The 18,222-nt window shown below is 71.8% G+C and carries 19 protein-coding genes and 1 pseudogene; 6 read left to right on the forward strand and 14 right to left on the reverse strand.

What is annotated here, in order from left to right:
* Positions 1–7 precede the first annotated feature (7 nt).
* The 5 genes from ABD990_RS22620 to ABD990_RS22640 form a co-directional block, all read right to left on the reverse strand.
* On the reverse strand, positions 8–907 hold the full coding sequence (locus tag ABD990_RS22620) for an enoyl-CoA hydratase (RefSeq protein WP_345382734.1): 900 nt from the start codon (positions 905–907) through the stop codon (positions 8–10).
* The gene (locus ABD990_RS22625) at positions 904–2,214 is read right to left on the reverse strand and encodes an acyl-CoA dehydrogenase family protein (RefSeq protein ID WP_345382735.1); all 1,311 of its coding nucleotides are present in this window, start codon (positions 2,212–2,214) and stop codon (positions 904–906) included. Before ABD990_RS22625 ends, ABD990_RS22620 begins: the two co-directional genes overlap by 4 nt.
* The gene (locus ABD990_RS22630) at positions 2,211–3,038 is read right to left on the reverse strand and encodes a CoA-transferase (protein ID WP_345382736.1); all 828 of its coding nucleotides are present in this window, start codon (positions 3,036–3,038) and stop codon (positions 2,211–2,213) included. The genes ABD990_RS22625 and ABD990_RS22630 overlap by 4 nt, the downstream gene beginning before the upstream one ends.
* Entirely contained in the window at positions 3,035–3,832 is a 798-nt protein-coding gene (locus ABD990_RS22635) for a CoA transferase subunit A (protein WP_345382737.1), read from the reverse strand. The genes ABD990_RS22630 and ABD990_RS22635 overlap by 4 nt, the downstream gene beginning before the upstream one ends.
* Positions 3,833–3,961: 129 nt before the next feature.
* Complete coding sequence (locus ABD990_RS22640; RefSeq protein ID WP_345382738.1) at positions 3,962–4,600, reverse strand: TetR/AcrR family transcriptional regulator; 639 nt, start codon at positions 4,598–4,600, stop codon at positions 3,962–3,964.
* Positions 4,601–5,160: 560 nt separating this feature from the next.
* On the opposite strand from ABD990_RS22640, the pseudogene ABD990_RS34485 reads away from it, so the two are divergent.
* The 3 genes and pseudogenes from ABD990_RS34485 to ABD990_RS22655 all read left to right on the forward strand — a co-directional run.
* Positions 5,161–5,232, forward strand: a pseudogene (locus ABD990_RS34485) (hypothetical protein); the annotation flags it as partial.
* The gene (locus ABD990_RS22650; RefSeq protein ID WP_425569641.1) at positions 5,210–5,959 is read left to right on the forward strand and encodes a hypothetical protein; all 750 of its coding nucleotides are present in this window, start codon (positions 5,210–5,212) and stop codon (positions 5,957–5,959) included. The pseudogene ABD990_RS34485 and the gene ABD990_RS22650, both read left to right, overlap by 23 nt.
* A gap of 294 nt (positions 5,960–6,253) precedes the next feature.
* Complete coding sequence (locus tag ABD990_RS22655; protein ID WP_345382739.1) at positions 6,254–6,655, forward strand: SDR family NAD(P)-dependent oxidoreductase; 402 nt, start codon at positions 6,254–6,256, stop codon at positions 6,653–6,655.
* Between the two features lie 115 nt (positions 6,656–6,770).
* Here ABD990_RS22655 and ABD990_RS22660 read toward each other — a convergent pair whose 3' ends face one another.
* The 9 genes from ABD990_RS22660 to ABD990_RS22700 form a co-directional block, all read right to left on the reverse strand.
* Positions 6,771–7,667: an alpha/beta fold hydrolase gene (locus tag ABD990_RS22660; RefSeq protein WP_345382740.1), complete on the reverse strand. Its 897-nt coding sequence runs from the start codon at positions 7,665–7,667 to the stop codon at positions 6,771–6,773.
* Positions 7,651–8,049 carry a cupin domain-containing protein gene (locus ABD990_RS22665; RefSeq protein ID WP_345382741.1) on the reverse strand — a complete coding sequence of 133 codons (399 nt, stop codon included), beginning with the start codon at positions 8,047–8,049 and terminating at the stop codon, positions 7,651–7,653. Before ABD990_RS22665 ends, ABD990_RS22660 begins: the two co-directional genes overlap by 17 nt.
* Before the next feature lie 13 nt (positions 8,050–8,062).
* Positions 8,063–8,524 (reverse strand): cupin domain-containing protein, encoded by a 462-nt coding sequence (locus tag ABD990_RS22670; protein ID WP_345382742.1) that lies wholly within the window; start codon positions 8,522–8,524, stop codon positions 8,063–8,065.
* Entirely contained in the window at positions 8,521–9,963 is a 1,443-nt protein-coding gene (locus ABD990_RS22675) for an amidohydrolase family protein (RefSeq protein ID WP_345382743.1), read from the reverse strand. The genes ABD990_RS22670 and ABD990_RS22675 overlap by 4 nt, the downstream gene beginning before the upstream one ends.
* A 22-nt stretch (positions 9,964–9,985) precedes the next feature.
* Positions 9,986–11,044 (reverse strand): ABC transporter permease, encoded by a 1,059-nt coding sequence (locus ABD990_RS22680; protein ID WP_345382744.1) that lies wholly within the window; start codon positions 11,042–11,044, stop codon positions 9,986–9,988.
* Complete coding sequence (locus ABD990_RS22685; RefSeq protein WP_345382745.1) at positions 11,041–12,555, reverse strand: sugar ABC transporter ATP-binding protein; 1,515 nt, start codon at positions 12,553–12,555, stop codon at positions 11,041–11,043. The genes ABD990_RS22680 and ABD990_RS22685 overlap by 4 nt, the downstream gene beginning before the upstream one ends.
* A complete protein-coding gene (locus ABD990_RS22690) occupies positions 12,552–13,733 on the reverse strand; it encodes a sugar ABC transporter substrate-binding protein (RefSeq protein WP_345382746.1) in 1,182 nt (393 codons plus the stop codon). Before ABD990_RS22690 ends, ABD990_RS22685 begins: the two co-directional genes overlap by 4 nt.
* A 93-nt stretch (positions 13,734–13,826) precedes the next feature.
* Entirely contained in the window at positions 13,827–14,750 is a 924-nt protein-coding gene (locus tag ABD990_RS22695; RefSeq protein ID WP_345382747.1) for a VOC family protein, read from the reverse strand.
* Between the two features lie 32 nt (positions 14,751–14,782).
* A complete protein-coding gene (locus ABD990_RS22700; protein ID WP_345382748.1) occupies positions 14,783–15,628 on the reverse strand; it encodes a fumarylacetoacetate hydrolase family protein in 846 nt (281 codons plus the stop codon).
* Positions 15,629–15,830: 202 nt separating this feature from the next.
* On the opposite strand from ABD990_RS22700, the gene ABD990_RS22705 reads away from it, so the two are divergent.
* The 3 genes from ABD990_RS22705 (at position 15,831) to ABD990_RS22715 (ending at position 18,217) form a co-directional block, all read left to right on the forward strand.
* Positions 15,831–16,514, forward strand: a complete 684-nt coding sequence (locus ABD990_RS22705; RefSeq protein WP_345382809.1) for a GntR family transcriptional regulator — start codon at positions 15,831–15,833, stop codon at positions 16,512–16,514.
* Between the two features lie 46 nt (positions 16,515–16,560).
* Positions 16,561–17,067: a DoxX family protein gene (locus ABD990_RS22710; RefSeq protein WP_345382749.1), complete on the forward strand. Its 507-nt coding sequence runs from the start codon at positions 16,561–16,563 to the stop codon at positions 17,065–17,067.
* Positions 17,068–17,167: 100 nt separating this feature from the next.
* Positions 17,168–18,217: a ketopantoate reductase family protein gene (locus ABD990_RS22715; protein ID WP_345382750.1), complete on the forward strand. Its 1,050-nt coding sequence runs from the start codon at positions 17,168–17,170 to the stop codon at positions 18,215–18,217.
* The last annotated feature ends 5 nt before the right edge of the window (positions 18,218–18,222 follow it).

The following is an 18,222-nucleotide window of genomic DNA, read 5'->3' on the forward strand; positions in this document are numbered from 1 at the left end:
GTAGCGATCATGCTCGTCCGCCCCGGGCGGCGCGGCGCTTCTCGCGGACCTCGTCGCCGGGCTCGGCGGCGGGGAAGGTGTCCTGCAGCGCGGGCGGGATGCCGGACGGGTCCAGGCAGATCCCGTACCGCTCCAGGTTGTGGGTGTGGGCGAGCTGGTGCAGGGAGAAGGCCGCCCGGATCGCGGACGGCTGGCCCTGCAGGTCGACGGCCTGGTTGACCGCCTCCTTCGTCAGGCGCAACGCGAACATCGGCTTGTCGGCGATCCGCCGCGCCAGGTCCATCGTGTACTCGGTGAGCGTGTCGCGCGGGACGACCTGGTTGACCATTCCGAGCCGGTGCGCCTCCTCGGCGCTCCACGAGTCCGCGGTGAACAGCAGCTCCTTGGCCTTGCGGGCACCGAGCTCCCAGGGGTGGGCGAACCACTCCACCCCGCACACCCCCATCGCGACGACGGGATCGGCGAAGACCGCGTCGTCGGCCGCGACGATGAGGTCGCAGACCCAGGCGAGCATCAGCCCGCCGCCGATCGCGCGGCCGTGCACCGAGGCGATCGTCGGCTTGGGGATGTTGCGCCAGCGGGCGCACATCTCCAGGTAGATCTCCTCCTCGCGGGCGACCCAGCCCTCGGCGCCGGGCTCGCCGTAGCCGCCCCACGTGCTCACCTGGTCGAACTCCGGGTGCCACACCACGTCGCGCAGGTCGTGCCCGGCGGAGAAGTGCGGGCCATCGGCGGCCAGCACGATCACCTTCACCGCGTCGTCCCGGGCGGCCTGCTCGAAGGCCGTGTTGAGCTCGTAGGTCATCCGGACGTCTTGCGCGTTGCGCTTCTCCGGCCGGGCGAGGGTGATCACGGCGATCCCCGGTTCGGGGATCTCGTAGCGGACGGTCTCCATCTCGGTGGTCATGCGGAACCTTCCGTATCCGGGCTGTCCGGGGTGTCCGGGGTGTCGAGGCCGAACCGGTGCCGAGCGGCCCGGCGCACCGTGGGCAGGTGCTCGGTGGGGACGCCGTCGGCGGGCGGCTTGCGGTCGCGCAGCAGGAGCCGGGCCGCGCTCTGCCGGTGGACCTCGTCGGGGCCGTCGTAGATCCGGGCGGCCCGGGCCCGGCGGTACATCGACTCCAGCGGCAGGTCGGCGGAGAACCCGAGCGAGCCGTGGGCCTGCACGGCCCGGTCCACGACGTCGTGCAGCACCTTCGCGCCGTGGAACTTGATCAGGGCGATGTCGGTCCGGGCGGCCCTGGCGCCGAGAGTATCGATCTTCCACGCGGCGTGCAGGGTGAGCAGCCGCGCGGCGGCGATCTCGGCGGCCGAGTCCGCGATCCAGCTCTGGATCGTCTGCTTGTCCGCCAGCACGGACCCGTGGGTGAACCGGTAGGTGGCGCGCTCGCAGAGCATCTCGAACGCGCGTTGGGCCTGGCCGATCCACCGCATGCAGTGGTGCAGCCGCGCGGGGCCGAGCCGCTCCTGCATGATCGCGAACCCGCGGCCCGGCTCGCCGAGCACCGCACCCGCCGGGAGCCGGACGTCGGTGAACACGACCTCGCAGTGATTCTCGATCTGCGCCGGCCGCGGGTGCGGGTTCTCCATCGTGGCGATGTCCCGGCGGATCTCGACGCCCGGGGTCTCCCGATCGACGATCACCACGCTCGCCCGGTCCCGCGGCGGCGCGTCGGGATCCGACACCGCCATCACCAGCAGGAAGTCGGCGAGCGAGGCGTTGGTGGCGAACCACTTGTGCCCGTTGAGGAGCCAGCCGCCCCCGTCGGGGACCAGCCGGGTGGTGAGCAGGGTCGGGTCCGCCCCGGCGCCCGGCTCCGTCATCGCGACCGCCGAACGGACCGTGCCGGCGAACAACGGCTCGAAGTAGCGCACCCGATGCTCGGGCGAGCCGTGGGCGGCGAGCAGCTCCAGGTTGCCGGAGTCGGGCGGGGACGTCCCGAACAGCAGCGGGCCGACCCGCGACCGGCCGACGATCTCGTTCATCAGCGCCAGCCGCAGCTGCCCGCGGCCGGTGCCGCCGTGGGCGGTGTCGAGATGCGCCGCCCACAGCCCGCGCTCCTTGACCTGCGCGATCAACGGGGCGGCGACCCGGTCGAACTCCTCGCGCGGCAGGTCGAGCGCCTCCAGCGGCACGGCCTCGGTGTCGATGAACTCCCGGATCCACGCCAGCTCGCGGTCGGTCTCCGGATCGGTACTGAAGTCCCAGGTCACGGCAGCAGCTCCCGCTCCCGCTCGGCCAGCTCCGCCAGGAGCCCGGCGGGCGGGGAGGGACTGTCGAGCCGGCGCACCCCGAGCGGGTCGAGCCGCTCACGGATCCAGTGCAGCTCCTCCTCCGACGGCGGCCGGGTGGCCGGGATCGCCCCGTCCGGCGGGAGCAGCTCGAACCCGGTGGCTTGCTGCACGTCCTCGAACGTCACGCCCTTGTGCAGCGACCGCACCCGCATGCCGGCACCGGTCCGGTCGAAGTCGAAGACCCCCAGGTTCGTGACCAGCATCCGCGGGACGCCGAGGGTGAGCCCGAGCCGGTCGCGGTCGGGCCCGAAGCCCAGCCCGCACCGGAAGTCCACCCTCTCCACCAGCGCGCGGGGGGTGTGCTTGCGCACGTGGAAGGTCATCTCGGCTAGCCGGACCATGTCGTCGGGGATGCCCCGGGAACCGATCATGGCGACCTTGGGCTTGCGCCAGTCGCCGAGCACCGAGATGTTGCAGGAGCCGGTGCGATCCACCTGGACCGGGCCCATGGTGATCGCGTACTTGCCCGCGGAGATGAAGTCGAACGCCTCGGTCCAGTCCGAGCCGCGGGCCGCTGTCGGCGAGGTGATCCACTCGTCGTTGAGCACCTTCGGGGTGGGGACGCAGTCGAAGCCGGCCATGCTGCCCCCGGCCATGAGGACGATCTCGGGGGCGTAAAGGGCCTTGGCGAGACGGGCGGCGATGTCGCCCGAGACCGTCGCGCTCACGGCGATCACCTCGCCGCGGTAGATGTCGGCGAGGACGGTGATCACCTGCTCCTCGACCGTGTACTCACCGGTCATGCGGGAATTCCCTTCGCGGCGTAGGCGCGGGCCCACTCCCGGTCGGCGCAGTGCGCGACGTAGTCGCCGGCCTGCGCATAGTCCAGCGGGTGCTCCGGGTAGAGCGCGGTGAACCCGGCCCCGCCCGGGAGCTCGGCGACCGCGGTGACCCACAGCCGGGAGATCGTGGTCTCGCGTTCGGTCATGCCCTGCAACCGGTCCACGACCCGCTCCACGGTGACGTACACGGTCGACGCGGCCCGGGCGAGCTGCGCGTCGAGGAAGCCGTCGCCGGTGATCCGCACGTTGCCGCGCGTGTCCGCCTCGTTGGCGTGCAGGAACAGCACGTCCGGTGCGATGGCGGGCACCGCGGTCAGCTCCTCGCCGGTGAGCGGGCACGCGAAGCGGCGGAACGGGATCCCGGGTAGCTCCATCATGTCCACCCCCAGCCCGCTGCGGGTCGGGGCGAACGGCACCCGCCGCGTCGCGGCCTCGACCCCGGCGATGTACATCGCCTCGGTCCACTCGACGGCGGGGAGCCCGGCCTTCTCCCGCGCGTGCCGGAAGTTGGGGGACAGGCCGAGCGTGTCGAGGCCCACGTAGGCGTAGTCGAGCTGCTCGACGCGTCCGGCCCCGAGCAGCAGGTCGACCTCCGGGCCGGCGAGGAAGACCGACAGCCGGACGGGCGTCTCGCGTGCGGCGAGCGCCGCCGCAGCGGCCATCGGCTTGCGGACCATCCCGCCGCCCCCGAAGGAGACCAGCGCGTGCGGCGGGACCGCGGCGACCATCTCGTCGAGCGAGGAGACCTTCTTCATCGCACCTCCGACTCTGGAGTTGCAAAAACAACTGATAAGTCGGAAACGTAGAGGCCGCGGTCACACCTGTCAAGGCACGAAGAACGGCCGCCACCTCCTGGGGTGACGGCCGTGTCGGGGCGCGTAGGGCTAGCGGAGGTGTTTCTCCAGGTAGGTGAGGTCCGCGCGGATGGTCGCGAGCGCCGCCTCGGGGCTGGACCGGGCCTCCGGCCGCGCGACCGACCGGACGGCCATCTCGGCGAGCTGGTCGGCCAGGGCCAGCGGATCGGCGTTCGGCGCGTCGGGTCGGTACCACCAGGCGACCCAGTTGCAGGAGCCCACGATGGACAGTGCGGCGGTGCGCTCGTCGAGCGGCCAGAACTCGCCGCGCGCCACGCCGTCGGCGATGATCGCCCGCATGTGGGCGAGGATCGCCCGCTTCGCGGACTCGTGCCGGTCCCGGAAGGTGGCGGGCAGCAGGTGCTCCGAGCGGTCGAGGAGGCGGAAGCGGGCGGGGTGCTCGCACACCCGCAGTGCGACCGAGCGCACCGAGCGGGTGAGTCGGACCGCCGCGCTACCCTCGTCCGCCTCCAGCTCGGCGAGCTCGGCGGCGGCGGTCTCGGTGAGTCCGGAGACGAGCATGCCCAGCAGCTCGTCCTTGCTCTTGATGTAGTTGTAGAGCGAGGGTCGGGTGATGCCGATCGCCTCGGCGATGTCCTGCAACGTCGTGCCCTCGTAGCCGCGCTCGGCGAACAGGCCGGCCGCCCGGTCCAGCAGCTCGTTCTCCATCAGTCGACGTCGTGACCCGGTCCCCGTCATAGCAGCACCCGTCCCTTCTGCTCGGTCACGGGCGACCCGGTCGCCCGCGCCCACGCTAGCCGGGGGTCGTACAGGCCGGTGCAGGTCGGGCCCTGATCTCTGGTCGGCGGCGTTGCTTGATATCACATGATCGACCTCGTCCCGGCGCCTAGCCAGCCGTAAGCACGCCCGGCGCCGTGGGGCCGCTGGCGCGGCCGTCTCGTGTCCACGCCGTGGTCGCGGTCGGCTGCGACGGTGCGGCACGGCGCGACCGTCCGCGACACCATTCGTGAGGTGCCGGGGGTGCCCGCGTTCGTCTTCGTGTCTGGATCGTGTTGTTCGCGTCGACTGGTTCCCGCTCGCCGGGAGTTTCCAGGACCTCTCGAGTGCCACCCTCGACCTGTCCTGTCGGGAAGCCACGAGCACGCGGACCGGCTGCACCGTACGCGAGTTCAGCGAGGCCGTCTCGGCCCTCGTCCTGGAACTCGGTCAGCCGCCCGTGAGGCTCGTGGGCGCCGCATGGGCACGGGTGTGTGGATGCCGCGTCGCTCATGTCTGTGGACCGGTGGACTGCATCGAGTCGCTCGTCTTCGCGGAGTTCTGTCGGCACCCGGGCGAACATCGACGAGTTCACCGAGACCACGTCGAAGGCCATCGAGTCTCGCCGGCGCGAGCCTGACCTACGGGCCCGGCAGCAACACCGACTGGGACTGGATCTCCGCGGCCGCGGGCGCTGTCGAGAAGGCGGTGCTGACGACGCTGCTCCTGCCGGGGATCGCCACCGTGCACGAGCTGCAGAAGGCCTTCGACCTCGGCGTGCGCTCCGTGCGGGTCGCCACCCATGCGACTGAGGCCGACATCGCGGTCCAGCACATCGCCAAGGACCGTGATCTGGGCATGGACGTGTCGGGCTTCCTCATGATGTCCCACATGGCATCCGACGCGGACCTGGCGAAGCAGGCGAAGATCATGCAAGACGCAGGCGCTCACTGCGACTACGTCACCGACTCCGGGGGCAGGCTGACCATGGACGGCGTCCGGGACCGCATCCGGGCGTACCGCGACATCCTCGACCCGTCGACCCAGATCGGCATCCACGCACACGAGAACCTGTCGCTGGCCGTGGCGAACTCGGTGGTCGCGGTGGAGGAGGGGGTCACCCGGGTGGACGCGTCGCTGGCCGGTCAGGGCGCGGGCGCGGGCGCGGGCAACTGTCCGCTCGAGGCGTTCACGGCCGTGGCGAACCTGCCATCCTCGCGGTCACCGTGGTGGTGCTGCACGGCTGAGCACGAACTCGGCACAGGCCGCAGCGAGGCTGGTGAACGTGTGCTCTCCTCGTCGCCGGCGTAGTCCGGATCCGGCCCGTCGAACCGCGGCGGTGCGGGTGCGATTCACCGCCGGGGAGCGCGATCTCATCCGCGCAGCTGCTGCGGCGGCGGGGGTGACGACGGCGACGTGGACGGCCCACGTCGCGGCCTTCATCGCCGACGGCCTCCACCGGCACAAGAGCGCAGTCGACGCCCACGATCGAGAGGGACGTCCTCAGCAACGCGGGGACCAGCGGTGCGGTCGCGAGGATCGAGGACTACCCCTCGGACGTCTTCGCCCACACCCTGCAGGTCCACGTCCTCGGCGCGTTCCACCGTGCTCCAGCACGCCGTCCCGCACGTCCGTGACGGCGGCAGCATCGTGATCACCTCGAGCGTGGTCGGGCTCATCGGGTTCGGGGACCTCTGCGCGTACGGTGCCGCCAAGCACGGCCAGGTCGGGCTCATGCGCTCGGCGGCGAAGGAGCTGGCCGGCCGGCGGATCAGGGTCGACACCCTGCACCCCGGGCCGACCTCCACCGTCTTCCAGGCCGACATCGAGATGCGCGCCACCGGGCTCGACCGCGACACGGCCGCGATGACATTCGACGGGATGATCCCGCTCGGCAGCCACACCACGCCGGAGGAGACCGCCCGCGCCGCGCTCTACCTCGCCTCCGACGCCTCAGCGAGGATCACCGCGTCGATCTTCGCGATCGACGGCGGCATGAGCGGCTGAGACGGCCGGCGTGCCGCGCACCTCCTCTCAGCAGCGTGCCCGACCGAGGTCCGCGGCAGCGTCCTCCGACACACGGCCCGCTGGCGGCGGGCGCACTCGTCCGTGCGCCCCGACGTCATCGGTCCATGAGGTCGCGCAGCGCGGCGAGGGTCTCGCGCGGGCTCTCCTCGACCACGAAGTGCCCGTTGGGGACCTCGACCCCCACGGCGTCGGGGGTGAAGGTGCGGCGCCAGCAACCCACAGGCGACTCGGCGCCCGCGCCGAGGAACGCCTTGCCCCAGATGACGGTGGTGGGGCAGTCGACGGTGCGGCCGTCGGCGAGGAACCGCTCGTCGGCGCGCCGGTCGCTGGTGGCGCCGGCCCGGTAGTCCTCGCAGAACGCGTGCACGTTCTCCGGCCGCGTCCACATCTCGCGGTACTCCGCGAGGGCGGCCGGGGAGAACGGGTCGAGCGTGCCGTCCGCGGTGTGGACACGGACGAGGTGCTCGATCGAGTCGACCGTGAGCGAGGCCTCGGCGTCCGGGGCGGCCATGGCACTCCAGTGGGGCAGCGCCCCGGGCGTGCCCTCGATGATCTCCCACACCGAGTGCACGGGCAGGTTGTCGAGCACGGCGAGGCGGTCCACGTGCTGCGGGGAGGCCAGGGCGAGCTGGTAGGCGACCTGGGCCCCGCGGTCGTGCCCGGCGACGGCGAAGCGGTCGTGGCCGAGCCGGGCCATCGCCTCGACGGCCTCCGCCGCCAAGGTCAACTTCGCGTACGCGTGCGCCCCGCCGTCACCGGCGGGCGCGGCGGACGCGCCGTAGCCCTTCAGGTCCAGGGCCACGACGCGGAAGTCGCGGGCGAGGTCGGCCGCGACCGGGTGCCAGCACAGGTGCGACTGCGGGTAGCCGTGCAACAGCAGGAGCGGGGGAGCCTGCTCCGGCCCGCCGACACGGGCGAAGAGGTCCCCGCCCGTGGTCGGCAGCCGGTGCGCGGTGAAGCCGGGGAACAGGTCGTCAGTCGACGTCGACACTGTCCAGCTCCACGTCGATGTGCTGGGAGCCCTGTCCGGGGTAGCCCAGGGCGAAGGCCAGGGCGCGAAAGGTCTCCTCGGACTCCACGCGGATCTGGTGCGGGGTGCCGGGCTCGGTGTAGATCAGGTCGCCGGGCTTGATGCGCCGGGCCTCGTCGGCCACCTGCATCACGGCCTCGCCGTGGACGACGAACCAGAATTCGTGGGTGGGGTGGTGGTGGGCGGCCATGGTGCTGCCGCCGGCGACCTCGAAGACCGACACGAGGGCGAGATAGGTGCCCTCGGTCTCGCCCTGCAGGGACTCCTTCGGGATCAGGTACTTGCTGCTGGCGGTGCCGAGGTGCTCGGGCACCGCCTCGATGTCGACGGACCAGACGTTCACGAGACGATCCTTCCTAGAGGTGGACGCCGTAGCGTTCGGACAGCTCCTCGGCCCAGCCGGGCACTCCGGACACGCCGTGGCGCTGCTGGATCTCGGTGCGGGCGGCAACGTCGTCGGGGCTCAGGGCGGACAGGGCGAGGAAGTAGTCCTCGAAGTCGGAGGGCGAGCTGATCTCGAGGATGCGCACCGGGCGGTCCGTCGCGTTCCACACCGTGTGCGGCACGAGACGTGGCTTCGCGATCGTCTCGCCCGGGACCGCCGTCCACTCGCGGTCGCCGATGCGGACCCCCAGGTCACCGGACAGCACGACGTTGACCTGGTCGTGGTGGGTGTGCACGTGCGGCCACACCAGGGCGCCCGGGGAGACGACCTGCTCGACCACGCTGATGGTGCCGGTGGTGTCCGCGCCCAGGGCGCGGAAGATCGTCGGGAGGCCGCCGACGGCGATCTCCTGGTCCGGGAGGGGAGTGCTCATGCGCGGTCCTTGTACATCGGGATCTCGACGGGGGGCTGCGGCAGCACGCCGCCGTTGGCCTCCGCCTGCTCGTAGAGGTAGTCGTGGGTGCGGGCCATGGTGGCGAGCGCGGCGTCCACGTCCACGTGCACTAGCCGGCCGCCGCGCTTGACCACCTTCCCGGCCACGACCACGGTGTCGACGTTGCCGGAGTTCGACTGGCCGATGACCGCGCCGATGGGGTCCTTGCGGTACCAGCCGGCCTGGCTGATCCCGCGCATGTCCACCAGCACGATGTCGGCCTGCATGCCCGGGGTCAGCGAGCCGACGCGGTCGCCGAGCCCGGCGGCGCGCGCGCCGTTCACGGTCAGCCAGGACATCGCGTCCCGGGCGGTCCACGACATCGTCTGCGGGGCGAGCCAACGCTGGTAGCCGGGCTCGTCGGACTTCCAGCGGCTGACCTGCAGCGTGGTCCGGGCGATGTCGATCATGTCGCCGCCGATGCCGATCACGCAGTCGTTGGCGATGCTCGGGCCGTGGGTGAAGCGGGTGGCCTCCGCGATCTGCGGGAAGCCCATGCCCATCTGCATCTCCGTCTGGGTGCAGATCGAGACCGAGGCGCCCGCCTCGCGCAGCAGCTGCCACTCGTACTGGCTCATGAAGCTGCAGTGCACGAAGAGCATGTCGTGGCCGAGGATGCCCGCCTTGCCGAAGTGCGCGACGTCGGCGTACATCTGCCGCACGCAGTGCTGGTTGGCGTGCACCACGATCCGCGCGCCGAGGTCGCGGGAGTCCCGGACCTCCTGGGCGATCTCGTCCATCGGCGCGATCGGCAGCTCCTGCGGGCAGATGCCGAAGGTGAGCAGCTGGTCCGAGCCTGCGAAGTACTCGTCGCGGATCTCCGTGGCCAGCGCCAGCCGCTCCTTGTACTGCCCGAGCTCGCCGGTGGGCATGCCGTCCGGCGGGGTCTCGTCCCAGCCGTTGGTGGTGACCGGGGTCAGCGCGTGGCCGTAGAGCGCGCGGATGCCCGCGTCGCGCAGGCCGGTCACGGCGCCGTGGGCGTGGTCGGCGGTCACGATGTTGTGGCAGTAGTCGACGACCGTGGTGACGCCGCAGTTCAGCGCGTCGAGGGCGCCGAGGTAGTTCCCGGCGTACATGTCCTCCGGGCGGTAGAGCTCGGAGAACTGCAGGCGGACGCCCCGGATGTAGTCGGGCACGAGCCAGTCAGCACCGACACCGCGCAGCGGGGTCTGCCAGAGGTGACGGTGGGTGTCCACCATGCCGGGCATGGCGATCATGCCCTTGGCGTCGACCACCTCGGCGTCGATCCCGGTGTCGGCCAGGCCGGGCCCGACGGAGACGATCCGGCCCTCCTCGACGAGGATGTCGGCGTCGCGCAGCTCGCCGGCGGCGGGATCCATGGTGATCACGTCCGCGCCCGTGATGAGCAACTTGGTCATGAGAGGCTCCTTCGCCCGTCGGTCAGCTGCCGATGTCCAGGAAACCGGTCCGGCGGCGTTTGAGCTGCGCCGAGAACACGATCGCCAGGACGACGGCGCCACCGTTGAACACATCGGTCACCCAGGGTTGCACGCCCAGCAGCGTCAGGCCGCTGATCGTGGTCCCCAGGAAGAACAGTCCCAGGACGGTGCCGGGCACGTTGTACGTCCCCGGGTGCCAGGTGGTCGCGCCCAGGAACACGGCGGCCAGCGCGGGCAGGATGAAGGGCAGGCCGCCGATCGTCGGGTCGCCGTTGCCCTGCGCGCCGACCTGCAGCACGCCGGCGAGGCCGGCCAGCAGGCCCGAGCCGACGAAGCTGAGCAGCACCAGGCGGCTGACCCGCAGCCCGGTCAGCCGGGACGCCGCGGCGTTGGAGCCGACCGCCGCCAGGTGCCTGCCGAAGGGGGTCTGGGTGAGCACGAACCACGTGACCACCGCGATCACGATCATGATGACGAACAGCACGGGCAGCCCGGCGACGAGCTGGGTGCTGATCCGGGCCAGCGCTGGCGAGAGCCCGGAGCTGATCGGCACGCCCTGGGTGTAGGCCGTGACGAGGCCGCCGATGACCGTCCCGACCCCGAGCGTCGCGATGATCGAGTTGACGCCGAGGTAGGCGACCACCGCGCCGTTGAGCGCGCCGATCAGGCCGCCGACGACGAGGGCGCCCAGTATCGCGAGCGGTAGGGGCAGCCCGAACCGGCTCATGAGCGAGGCGGTCACGATCGAGCAGAGCCCCAGGTTCGCCCCGACCGAGACGTCGAACCGGCCGCCCACCAGGGGGAGCATCAGGGCCAGCGCCGCCACCGCCAGCACGGACTGCGAGATGGCGATGGCGCGGAAGTTCGCCCCAGTGGCGAAGGTGCCGGGGCGCAGCGCCACGAACAGCACGATCAGCGCGACGAACAGGATCAGCAGGCCGAACCGTTCGAGCAGGACGCCCGGGCCTGACGTGGTCCGGCGGCGCGGCGTCCGCGGAGCGGGCGGCGGGGTCGCCGCGGACGGGGCCGTCGGTCCCTCCGCGGTCCGTGAGGTGGTCACGGAGTGCCCTCCTTGGTGTAGACCAGCTCGGTCAGTCGGTGGCGGTGCAGGTCGTCGCCGCGCACCTCGGCGGTGACGCGGCCGTCGCGCAGCACGAGCACGCGGTCGCAAGCGTGGGCCAGCTCGTCGAAGTCCGAGCTGACGACCACCGCGGCCATGCCGTCGTTCACGGCCGCCCGGATCGCGGCGTACACGTCGGCACGGGCGCCGACGTCCACCCCCTGGGTGGGCTCGTCGAGCAGCAGCAGCCGCGGGTTGCGGCGCAGCCAGCGGGCCAGGACCACCTTCTGCTGGTTGCCGCCGGACAGCGACGACATCAGCGCGTCCTGGCCGGCGGTGCGGACCGCGAAGTCCGCGATGGCCCGATCCGCGTCCCGGCGCTCGCGGCGCCGGTCGAGCCGGCCGCCGACCCAGTACTTCACGACCTCGGCGGCGGAGAGGTTCTCCCGCACCGACATGTCGAGGAACGCCGCCTCGGCCTCGCGGTGCTCTGGCACGTGGGCGATGCCGAGCCTCATGGCCTCGCCGGGGGTGCGCGGACGGACCGTGCTCCCCTCCAGCCGGATGGTGCCGGCCTCGACGGGATGGTCACCGAAGATCATCCGCAGCAGCTCGGTGCGCCCGGTGCCGAGCAGGCCCGCGATGCCGACGATCTCGCCGGCGCGCACGTTCAGGTCGATCCCGCGCAGCGGGCCGCCGGCCAGGCCGTCGACCTCGAGTACCGGCTCACCGACGGTGTCGGGGTCGGCCGCCGGCTCGGCGAAGACCCGCTCGACCGGGCGTCCCACGATGTGCGAGACCATCTCCGCCTCGGTCATGCCCTCGGTCGAGCAGGTGATCACGTGTTGCCCGTCGCGCAGCACCGTCATCGCGTCGGTCAGCGAGAGCACCTCGTCCATGCGGTGGCTGACGTAGAGGATCGTCTGTCCCGCCGCGGCGTAGCGCCGCAGGGCGTCGAGCAGGACCGAGACCTCGTGCTCGGGCAGCGAGGCGGTCGGCTCGTCGAGGACGAGGACCGACAGCCCCGCGGTGTCGTCCTGCAGCGCCCGTGCGATCGCGACCATCGTCTGGTCCGCCGGCCGCAGGTCGCCGAGGCGGTCCCGCGGGTGGGCGTCGATCTCGAAGCGCTCGAGCAGCTGCGCGGTGTAGCGGCGCAGCTCGGACCACCGCACCCGGCCCGCGCTGGTCGGGAACCGGTCGCCGATGGCGATGTTCTCGGCCAGCGTGAGCTCGGGGAAGGTGCTGGTGCTCTGGTGCACGAACCGCAGGCCGCTCTGCCGGGCCCGGGCCGGCGAAGTGGCGTCGGCCGCGACCGACCGGTCGCCGACCTGCAGCTCGCCGGCGTCGGCCGTGTAGACCCCGGCCATGATCTTGATCAGGGTGGACTTGCCGGAACCGTTGCCGCCCAGCAAGCCGTGGATCTGTCCGGTTCGGACCTCGAAGGACACGTTGTCGAGCGCGCGGGTGGCGCCGAAGGTCTTGGTGACCCCCCGTACGGCCAGCGCGGTCACGAGGCCCCCCCGGTCCAGACCTGCTCCCGCAGGCGCTTGAAGTCGACCGGGGTCGTGATCGGCTGCCCCTCGGCAGGCAGACCGTGCTCCTTGTCGACGTAGACGAAGCCACCGCCCTGGTTCGGCTGGTCGGCCCCCGCGAAGATGCGGTTGAGCGTGTCGGCCGTGGCCCAGACGTCGTACTCGTAGGGGATCAGGCTGGTCGCGGTGACCACGCCGTCCCGGATCAGCTGGCTGCCGGACAGCTGCCCGTCACCGCAGCAGACGACCATGTCGGTGCGCCCGGACTGGCGGACGGCGGAGGCGAAGGCACCGGACATGAACGAGTCGGAGTCGTAGGCGACAGCGGCGGCGTCCGGGTTCGCGGTGAGCGCCGTCTTGAAGATCTGCCCGGCCGGGTTCGGGAACCCGGTGATGTTCCAGACGACGTCGACGAGCTGGCACTTCGGGCAGGCGACCGCCATCTCCGTGGCGAACGCCTCCCACCCGGTCGCGTGGATGACCTGGTCGACGTTCTTCACGACCAGCACCTTCGGGTTCTCCACCCCGCGCTGGGCCAGCGTCGCGGCGAGGAAGTCGGCGTTGTACTTGCCACGCGCGGCGTAGTAGTCCCCGGTGTTGGTCGATCCCATCGTGTTCAGCGTCGCGGCGAACAGCTTCTCGCCACCGCCGAAGCTCGGGTCGTCGCAGTCCAGCGCGGCGTAGTTGACCACCGGCACGTTCGCCGCCTTGGCCGCCATCAGCCCGCTCTTGATCTGCGGGCAGTCGAACGCGGCGGTCACGATGCCGTCGGCCCGCGCGGCGATGGCCTGGCCGATGGCGGTGTTGGCGCTGGCCGCCGAGTACTTGGTGTCGACGACCTGCACGTTCCAGCCCAGCTTCTGCGCGGCCTCGGTGAACGAGGCCGACATGGTGTGGCAGGCCTCGAAGTTCTCACCGCAGGAGATGAACCAGACGGTCTTGCCGCGGACCGCGGCGGGCCCGCTCGTCGGGGGCTGCTGGAAGACGCCGGCGAAGCCGTCGTCGAGAACCTTCTGCTGCTGCGGTGTGACGGTCCCGGTACCGCTCGCCCCGGAGGTGGTGGTCGTCGTGGTGCTGCAGGCGGCCAGCAGCACGGCACCGAGCAGGACGAGTGTGCCGGCCAGCCAGGACGGCAGCCGTCGGGCCTTCGTGGGCATCGGGTCTCCTACGGATCATCGTTGAGTCCGCGGCTGTCGGGGAGCTGGCACCGGAGGTACCGGGGCCGCCCGCAGGGCACGCGAGGAGTGGGGTCAGCGCGACTGGTGGGCGCCGGTCATGATCTCGGCGAGATCGTCCGGCGCGAGGAAGGACGGCGGCGGTGGCGGGCCCCAGTTGAAGAGCCCGCGCGCGCCCTCGAGCGTCTCCGGCGACCAGAGCTGGTCGTCGAGGATGCTGTCCATGTCGGAGTAGTACTCGGAGAAGTTCCCGGCCGGGTCCTTCAGATACCAGAAGAAGTTCGATCCCGCGTGGTGGCGACCGAGGCCCCAGACGTGGCGCTCGGGGTTGCCCTCCAGCATCGCGAACGCACCACGGCCGACCTCGTCGACGTCGTCGACCTGCCAGGAGCTGTGGTGCAGGAAGGCGACCGGCGCGTTGAGGACCAGCAGGTTGTGGTGGTCCGTCGAGCACCGCAGGAAGGCGCCGTGCCCGCCGATCCGGTCGCTCACCCTGAACCCGACGAGGTCGGTGAAGAACCGGACGGTGGCCTCGTAGTCGGTGGACCCGAGGACCACGTGGCCGAGCTTGCGCGGGTGGACCGGGGTGTCCCGCAGGACCCCCGGGGCCCGGCCGGTGCCGCGGTCGATGCGGCCCGGCGCGTTGTACGGGGTCGCCGGGGTCGGGGGTTGCCGGATCGGATCGGCGATCCGTACCACCACCCGTGTCCCTGTCACGGGTTCGACGGTGCGCACGCCGGTCCCGTCCTCCTCGACCGGGATGCCCGCGCCCCGCAGCCGGTGGGTCACACCGGCGATGTCGTCCAGGTGTTCGGCGCCGATCGACACCTCGACCAGACGGCGGGTGGGCGCGGGCACGATCTGCAGCTGCCGGCCGCCGTCGGTGCTGGACAGCCAGCCGTCCGCCTCCGGCGTGAGGCCGAAGTCGGTGTAGTAGGCGGTCGTCGCGGCGACGTCGGGCACCCCGATGGTGATCGAGTTCAGTCGGTGGAGCGGCATCGACCCTCCCTCTCGTCCGGTGAGCCGGGCTCTCAGGCCGCGGGGGCGACCAGGCGGTGGCGCATCTCGCCGATCCCGCGGATGTAGGTCACGAGCTCGTCGCCGATCTCGAGCCAGCGCTGCGGGGTGCGGCCGAGGCCGACGCCAGAAGGGGTGCCCGTGAAGATGACGTCGCCGGGCAGCAGCGGGGTCACCGCGGAGAGCCGGGCGATCAGCTCGGGCACCGGGAAGACCATGTCCCGGGTCCGGCCCTTCTGCATCTGCTCCCCGTTGACGAGGCAGCCGAGCTCGAGATCGTCCCGGTCGGGGAGCTCGTCGGGGGTGACCAGCACCGGGCCGATCGGGCCGAACCCGGGGTGGGACTTGCCCATGCTGAACTGGGGAGCGGGCCCGGACGCCTGCAGGATGCGCTCGGAGATGTCCTGGCCGACCGTGACGCCGGCGATGTGGGACCACGCGTCGGCCGCGGCGACCCGGTGCGCGGGCCGGCCGATGACGACGACGAGCTCGACCTCCCAGTCGACATTGCCCGGCGGGCGGGTGATCTCGCCGAACGGGCCGGTCAGGGAGCTGACGAACTTGGTGAAGACGGGCGGGTGGTCGGGCACGGCGAAGTCCGACTCGGCGGCGTGCTCGGCGTAGTTGAGGCCGATCGCGAAGACCTGCCGCGGGGTCGGCACCGGGTTGCCGAACTCCTCCTCGGCGACCTCCCGCACGTCACCGCTACCGGTGGCGGCGAACTCGAGGACCGAGTCCCAGTGCTCGTATGCCTCCTGCAGGTCGGCGGGCAGCCGACCACCGCTGGCGGCGTTCAGGTCCACGACTCGACCAGGGCTGACGACCTGGTGGAGCCGACCGGAGATGCTGGCGAATCGCACGCGACTGCTCCTCGGGAATGAGGGCCGTGGCCCCCCTGTTCCGGGGCCGACGACCACACCGGCTTCGGTGTCGGTGGCACATGTCTACGCGGCGGCAGCTCGAAGCGTCAAGCATCTTTCGAAAGTCATTGCCTCGTTCGCATCGGCGTGTAAGGTGCGAGCTGTGGCCAGACAAGGAGTGTCCGGAACCCGGACCGACGAGGTGCATCGCAGGTTGCGCAGCGACATCCTCGCCGGTCGGCTGGTCCCGGGATCCCGCCTGAAGTTCCCCGAGCTCTGCGAGCACTACGGGGTCAGCGTCGGCGCGGCGCGCGAGGCGCTGACCCGGCTCACCGCGGAGGGCCTGGTCAAGACCCAGCCCCACCAGGGCTACGTGGTCACGCCGCTGTCGTATGAGGACCTGGCGGACCTGACCCGCGCCCGGATCGAGATCGAGTCGCTGGTCCTGCGCCTGTCGGTGCAGGAGGGCGACGTGGAGTGGGAGTCCCGCGCCGTCGCCGCCCACCACGTGCTCGAGCGCGCGGTGTTCATGAGCGACGACGATCCCGACCACCCCACGGACGAGTGGACGGCCGCGCACGCGAAGTTCCACCTGGCGCTGATCGACGGCTGCACGAACCGGCGCCTGCTCGACGTCGCCCGCGCCCTGCGCGAGGAGGCCGAGCTCTACCGGCAGTGGTCGGTGTCGTTCGGCCAGGAGCCCGACCGCGACCTCGCCGGGGAGCACCGCGCGCTGCTCGAGGCCTCGGTGGGTCGACAGGCCGATCTCGCCGGGCAGCTGCTGCGCGACCACATCGCGCACACCGCGTCCCTGCTCATCAGCGTGGCCACCGACGAGCCGATCCGGGCCACCCCGCCGGCTCCCGCCGACAAGCGCGCCGGCTGACGCCTCCCGCATCCCGACCGCCCCACCCCGGGAGGACCCCGACCCGATGGACGTCGGCCTGCTCATCCTGCGACTGCTCGTCGGCGTGCTGCTGGCCGGCCACGCTTCCCAGAAGCTCACCGGCTCGTTCGGCGGTGCCGGACTCGCGGGCACCGGGACGATGTTCGACGCCTGGGGACACCGGCCCGGGAAGGCGATGGCCGCCGTGGCCGGCCTGTCCGAGCTGGCCGGCGCGGCGTCGATGGTGCTGGGCCTGCTCACCCCGCTGGGGTCGGCCGCCGTCGTGGGCACGATGACCGTCGCCGCACTGGCGTTGGCGGACAAGGGCCTCTGGGCCGTCAAGGGCGGCTGCGAGGTGCCGCTGCTCTACGGGATCGTCGCCGCGGCGCTCGGCTTCACCGGGCCGGGTGCGCTGTCGCTGGACGCGGCGGTCGGGCTCGGGGGATTCGCCGGTCCGGCGTGGGGCGGGCTCGCGCTGGCCCTCGGGATCATGGCCGCGGTGCCCGTCGCCCTCCGCGCGCACCGGACGCGCACCCGCGCCGCTGCCGTCTGACCAGCCGTCCGACCACCTCTTCCGTACCTCGTCGACGAGACACAGGGAGCACGTCCATGCACGCAGTCCGCAGCACCGCCGGCATCGTGGGGGCGGGCCGATGACCCGGATCGCGGTCCTCGGCACCGGCGCCAACGGCGGCTCGATCGGCGCCGACCTGGCCCGGGCCGGACTGGACGTCACGTTCGTCGAGCAGTGGCCCGAGCACGTGCGCGCGATCCGCGAGCACGGGATCCGCATCGAGATGCCCGACGCCAGCGAGGTCACCCGGGTCCGGGCGATCGACCTGTGCGAGGTGGCCACGCTGCGCGAGCGCTTCGACGTCGTGCTGGTGATGGTGAAGGCCTACGACACCCGGTGGGCGTGCGAGCTGATCTCGTCCGTCCTGGCCCCCGACGGGGTCGTGGTGGGGATCCAGAACGGCATGACCCTGGAGACGATCGCCGACGTGGTCGGCGTGGAACGCGCCCTGGGCGCGGTCATCGAGGTCGCCTCCACGATGTTCGATCCCGGTGTGGTACAGCGGGACACCCCCCGCTCGCAGTCGTGGTTCGCGGTCGGTGGCCTGACCCCGGCGGCCCAGGAGCGGGCCGCGGAGGTGGCGGGCCTGCTGAAGCACTCCGGGACGGTCGAGGTCTCCGACGACATCCTCTCCTCGAAGTGGATGAAGCTCGTCGCCAACGCCACCGAGCTGGTCACCTCCGCCGTGCTGAACACGACGGTGCGTGCGGCGGCGGAGATCCCGGGCATGCGGGAGCTGATGATCGAGGCCGGGAACGAGGCCGTCCGCACGGGCATCGCCGCCGGCCGGACGATCCGACCGGTCCTGGGGCTGGACGCCGCCGCCGTCGCCGATCCCGAGCGGGTCGCGACCGTCCTGCTCGACGTCGTGCACGACACGTTCAGCATCGACGGGCAGAAGACCACGGTGCTGCAGGACTGGCTCAAGGGCCGGCGGAGCGAGGTGCACCAGCTCAACGGGTACGTGGCGGCCGAGGCGGAGCGCCTGGGCCTGGCGGCTCCGGTCAACCGCCGGATTCTGGACCTTGCCGTGCGCATCGAGGAGGGGTCGCTGCACGCGGGTCCGCACGTCGCGGCCCTGCTCCTCGACGACGTCGCCTTGCCGGTCCGCCCCGGTCGTGGGATGTGAGTGAG

The sequence above is a fragment of the Pseudonocardia yuanmonensis genome (genome assembly GCF_039542425.1).
GTDB classification, from domain to species: domain Bacteria; phylum Actinomycetota; class Actinomycetes; order Mycobacteriales; family Pseudonocardiaceae; genus Pseudonocardia; species Pseudonocardia yuanmonensis.